The sequence below is a fragment of the Psychroflexus aestuariivivens genome, from assembly GCF_004010055.1.
Taxonomy (GTDB): Bacteria; Bacteroidota; Bacteroidia; order Flavobacteriales; family Flavobacteriaceae; genus Psychroflexus; species Psychroflexus aestuariivivens.
The window spans coordinates 1-4015 of the sequence record NZ_RQVT01000020.1 but is presented as its reverse complement, the minus strand read 5'-3'; the positions used below and the strand labels follow the sequence as shown (position 1 = coordinate 4015).

General features: G+C 29.1%; 4 protein-coding genes. 1 reads left to right on the top strand and 3 read right to left on the bottom strand.

The features are described 5' to 3' along the window. Positions 1–195: 195 nt before the first annotated feature. Positions 196–1173 (bottom strand): hypothetical protein, encoded by a 978-nt coding sequence (locus EIG86_RS04565; protein WP_127844980.1) that lies wholly within the window; start codon positions 1171–1173, stop codon positions 196–198. A 1114-nt stretch (positions 1174–2287) separates the two neighbouring features. Further along, a complete protein-coding gene (locus EIG86_RS04560; RefSeq protein ID WP_127844979.1) occupies positions 2288–2662 on the bottom strand; it encodes a hypothetical protein in 375 nt (124 codons plus the stop codon). Positions 2663–3256: 594 nt separating this feature from the next. Here EIG86_RS04560 and EIG86_RS04555 point away from each other — a divergent pair. Beyond that, positions 3257–3526 carry a hypothetical protein gene (locus EIG86_RS04555; RefSeq protein ID WP_127844978.1) on the top strand — a complete coding sequence of 90 codons (270 nt, stop codon included), beginning with the start codon at positions 3257–3259 and terminating at the stop codon, positions 3524–3526. Between the two features lie 14 nt (positions 3527–3540). Here EIG86_RS04555 and EIG86_RS04550 read toward each other — a convergent pair whose 3' ends face one another. Next, positions 3541–3966, bottom strand: a complete 426-nt coding sequence (locus tag EIG86_RS04550) for a hypothetical protein (protein WP_127844977.1) — start codon at positions 3964–3966, stop codon at positions 3541–3543. Between the last annotated feature and the right edge of the window lie 49 nt (positions 3967–4015).

Genomic DNA, 4015 nt, shown 5'->3' with positions numbered 1-4015 from the left:
GAATATAAAAAAAAGATGATTATTAATATTTCGGCTGTTTTTCTCAAATTGTTGGCAACGTTTTCGTGTATGCGCAGTAGCGCGCAAAAATTCAAAATATTTTAAATTCAGTTTCAAATTTAGCAAATTATCTCAAACTTTGGTTTCAGACACAAACCCAGCTATTGCGTATACACAGTGTTGTAGCCAGTTTTTTCACAATAAGCTAATTAATGAAGCAATAATTATTAAAATCAAAATAGGTGTTCCACAACCTGCTTTTCCATTATTGTTAACAGGTTTAGTTTTATTGATTTTATTCCTTTTTGGTTCAAATATTTGATTTAATTTACTTCTTAGTTCAGGAACATAACCAATAGGCTTATCATTATATGAAAATCTTTTTTCAAGTTTATTATATCCATAAACTGTATACTTACCGTTTTCGTTAGGAAAGAAAATATTGACCCAATTGTATAAATTGCTATAACTTACGTAAACAGGAAATTCTAATTCTCCTACACTAAAATATTCTAAATATCGCTTTAATGAAATATCGCTTGATATTAAAAATAAAGTGAAATAATTTAAGTTAATAGGCTTAAAACTGTTTTTATACTCGTTCAATAAGTGTTTACAAAGTCTTCTTAAATCGCCTTTTTCGTAATCTGAGTTTTCTTTAAACTCTTTACACTCACATTGTTCTTTATAAAGGTTAAATTTATAGGTCTTATCACTTTCAAATGAGTAACTATCTGTTTCAATTTCATAATCAAAATTACTTAATGGTATTGGTATTCTAATTTCTGAAATTTCTTTTTTTGGGAAAAAATCACTGTTTTCTAATAAGTTATAGTCTCTGTTTTTAAAAATAAATTCAAACTCACTAAAATTTAAAACAATGCTATTGCCTTTATTTGCTTTTTCTAATTTAGTATTGTCGTCAAAGTCATTATTTATACAAATGAAAGTTATATTCTCGGAATACCTTTTCTTAACATCTAAAGCTGAATTAATAGCGATTTCATTTAGTTTTTGAACTTCTTCTTTATCAAACCCCCAAAAAAGTATTGTAGATTTTCCATAATCTTTTTTGTGATGAAATTTTAAATATGTCGCAAGAAAGTTTAAGTCAAAATTTTCGACATCATTTTTGTTAATATTAAACTTCTCTAATAATTCTTCTTTATCCATTTTGGAAAATTCAGTCGTTAAATTGGCTACAACGTTCTCGCATATCGACTCGTTGCGGGAAAATTAGCAATTATTTTTTAATTTTTGTTTTTAATCCCAGAAAATCCCGAAACTCTGATTTCAGTCGAAAATCCGCAATGAGCGATATGCAGTGTTGTCTTGCGTATTTTCGCATTTCTTGATTCAGGGTCAAATTATTTGTCGTTAAAATTATCCGCTTCTCTCCTATTTTCAAAATCAATTTTGAGTTGGATTTCTAGATCTTAATTTCTATCAGATTTTCATCGTCTGAGTCAAATTAAATGTCAGATTTTGAACTTTAATTTCGGTTTTTTAGAACTTAAATTACTCAAATTTTATCATTTGTCAGCCGAGTGAAAATCAATCGAATTTCCAAAGATAAAAAATTCCGTTTTGATTAGATTTTAATCCCCAAAATTGATTTTAATTTCGGCTTTTCAGCGTTGAAATCAACGTAATTTTTTTTCGGAAAATGATTTTTTATATGCAAGACAACGTTTTCGTGTATGCGCAGTAGCGCGCAAAAATTTTAAATCTTTTCAAATTAGTTTCAAAGTTAGCAAATTATCCCAAACTTTGGTTTCAGTCACAAAACCAGCTATTGCGTATACACAGTGTTGCCAAGCGTATTTTTTTCATTTCTCGATTCAGAGTCGAATCGACTTTCACAAATAAAATCATCGAACCAACTTATCATCTATCGAATGACAGCAAAAAAATCGATTACAAACTTTTTTTGCTTGAGTCAAATCAAATGTCAGATTTTGAACTTAAATTTCGAGTTTTTAAAAACTTAAATTCCTTAAATTATATCACTTGTCAGCTGAGTGAAAATTAAACGAATCAATTTTTTTAACTACTTCACGGCTAAAGTCAACTAGATTTTAATCAGCCATATTTTTATCGGCGAGAGTTTTTTATTTTTTTTTGGAAATCCTTTTTTATATGCTTGGCAACGGTTTGCGCATATGGTTTGTGGCGAAGTTAAAAACCGCTCGCCTTTCGGTTGAAATCTTAAGATTCTAAAAATACTAAAATTATCGTTCTAGCAAGATTTTCGCCATAAACTATATGCGCTGTTGGGGCCAGTTTTCTATTCAATTATTTTAAATCCGTAAATCAAACTTTCAATATTACATATTTTGTTCCGAACGTTTTTTTGGTCTTCAACAGTCAAGTTTAAAGTATAAAATTTATCATCTTTTGGGTGTCTAAATGTTAGATATAGAGTCCAAATAATTGGTTTGTTTTTATCAATTTTCACTAAATTCCATTTCGCCTGTTGATTAAAGAAATCAACTTCTCCTTTTTCGATAATATTAAATTCTTTTTCAATACTTTTTTGTTGAACTTCCCAATTATCAAAGTCAAATTCTTTTTCTTTTTCGATTACTCCAAAAGACCTTAAATATCCAAGACTTTTATCAGCAACAACAATTCCACTACCAATCGAGTCTAAATTAATCAAAGGCAACCAATTTTCATTTGGGTAGTTAATTCGATAATGATTCAAGCTATCAGTAATAGTCAGTGATTTACTTAAATTAATTTTTTCACATTCACAGTCAAAAAATTTCGATTTCTCTTTGCATGAAGAAAAGATAATCAGAAGGAAAATTAATTTTAATTTCAGGATTTTTTTCATTTCAAATTGGCCCCAACGTTCTCGCATATCGCTCCGTTGCGGGAAAATTAGTGATTATTTTTCAATTTATGTTTTTAACTTCCAGAAAAATACCAAACTCCGATTTCAGCCGAAAATCCGCAATGAGCGATATGCAGTGTTGTGCAATGGCTTTTTACTTTTCGATTCAGCCAAAATTTTCGTTTTTAATCACAAGTTTTCGAGCCAGAAATTGCATTTATTTTTCACATTTTCGGAATTGAAATCAGCCGTAAATTTTAGTCGTCAAAATCAATTTTAATTAGCAAAAAAGCGATTTATTTCGGATTTGTCAATTTTCGTTGCGGAAAAATCAAAATCAAATTTCCAGAATCAAATCGACGAAATCATTTTCAAAATCTTACTCGAAAGTCTGAAATTTCAAATCCATCAATTTCTTTGCAAAATCAACAATTCTTAGCTTTTGCACAACGTCTCGCATATCGACTCGTTGCGGGAAAATTAGCGATTATTTTTCAATTTATGATTTTAACTTCCAGAAAATCCCAAAACCCTGATTTCAGCCGAAAATCCGCAATGAGCGATATGCAGTGTTGGCAAACGTTTTATTTTCCAATAATATTAGAACCAACCTTTATAGATAAAGCTATATCAGAGAAAGAATATAATAATATCTGTCCAATTGATATTATTGAATATATTAGGTAGCTAATTCTCATAAGTCATTCCATTGCTTTATTAAATGCATCATCACCGAACTTTTCTTGAATTTTTTTGTACATAATATCATTATAGCATTTGTTTGGAATTCCGAGAACTCCATCTACTTTAATAATTTCAATTCTGTATAGTTTTTCAAGATTTTTTGGTAATTCTTGTCTACTTCCAAAACCACTAAAAATATATTTTAGCTTTCCTTCGTTAATTTCTTTCTTCGCAAGTTTTTCCGCTTCTTCACAGGTTTTAATTCCGTTATAGTTTCCTGACTCGATTAAATCAGATTCTTTAATAATTTTTGTGTTTTCCTTTTCTTTATCATTTACTCGAGTAACGTTATTACAGCAAATAAAAGTCATTAATAGTATTAGTATTCCTATATTTCTCATTTTTATAGAGCTTGTTTCAAATGTTTGCCAACGTTCTCGCATATCGCTTCGTTGCGGGAAAATTAGCAATTATTTTTCAATTTATGATTTT

Bases quoted from the DNA above. Each gene is read 5' to 3' on its own strand.
- EIG86_RS04565 (WP_127844980.1), bottom strand. From the start codon at position 1,173: ATGGATAAAGAAGAATTATTAGAGAAGTTTAATATTAACAAAAATGAT.
- EIG86_RS04550 (WP_127844977.1), bottom strand. From the start codon at position 3,966: ATGCGAGAACGTTGGCAAACATTTGAAACAAGCTCTATAAAAATGAGA.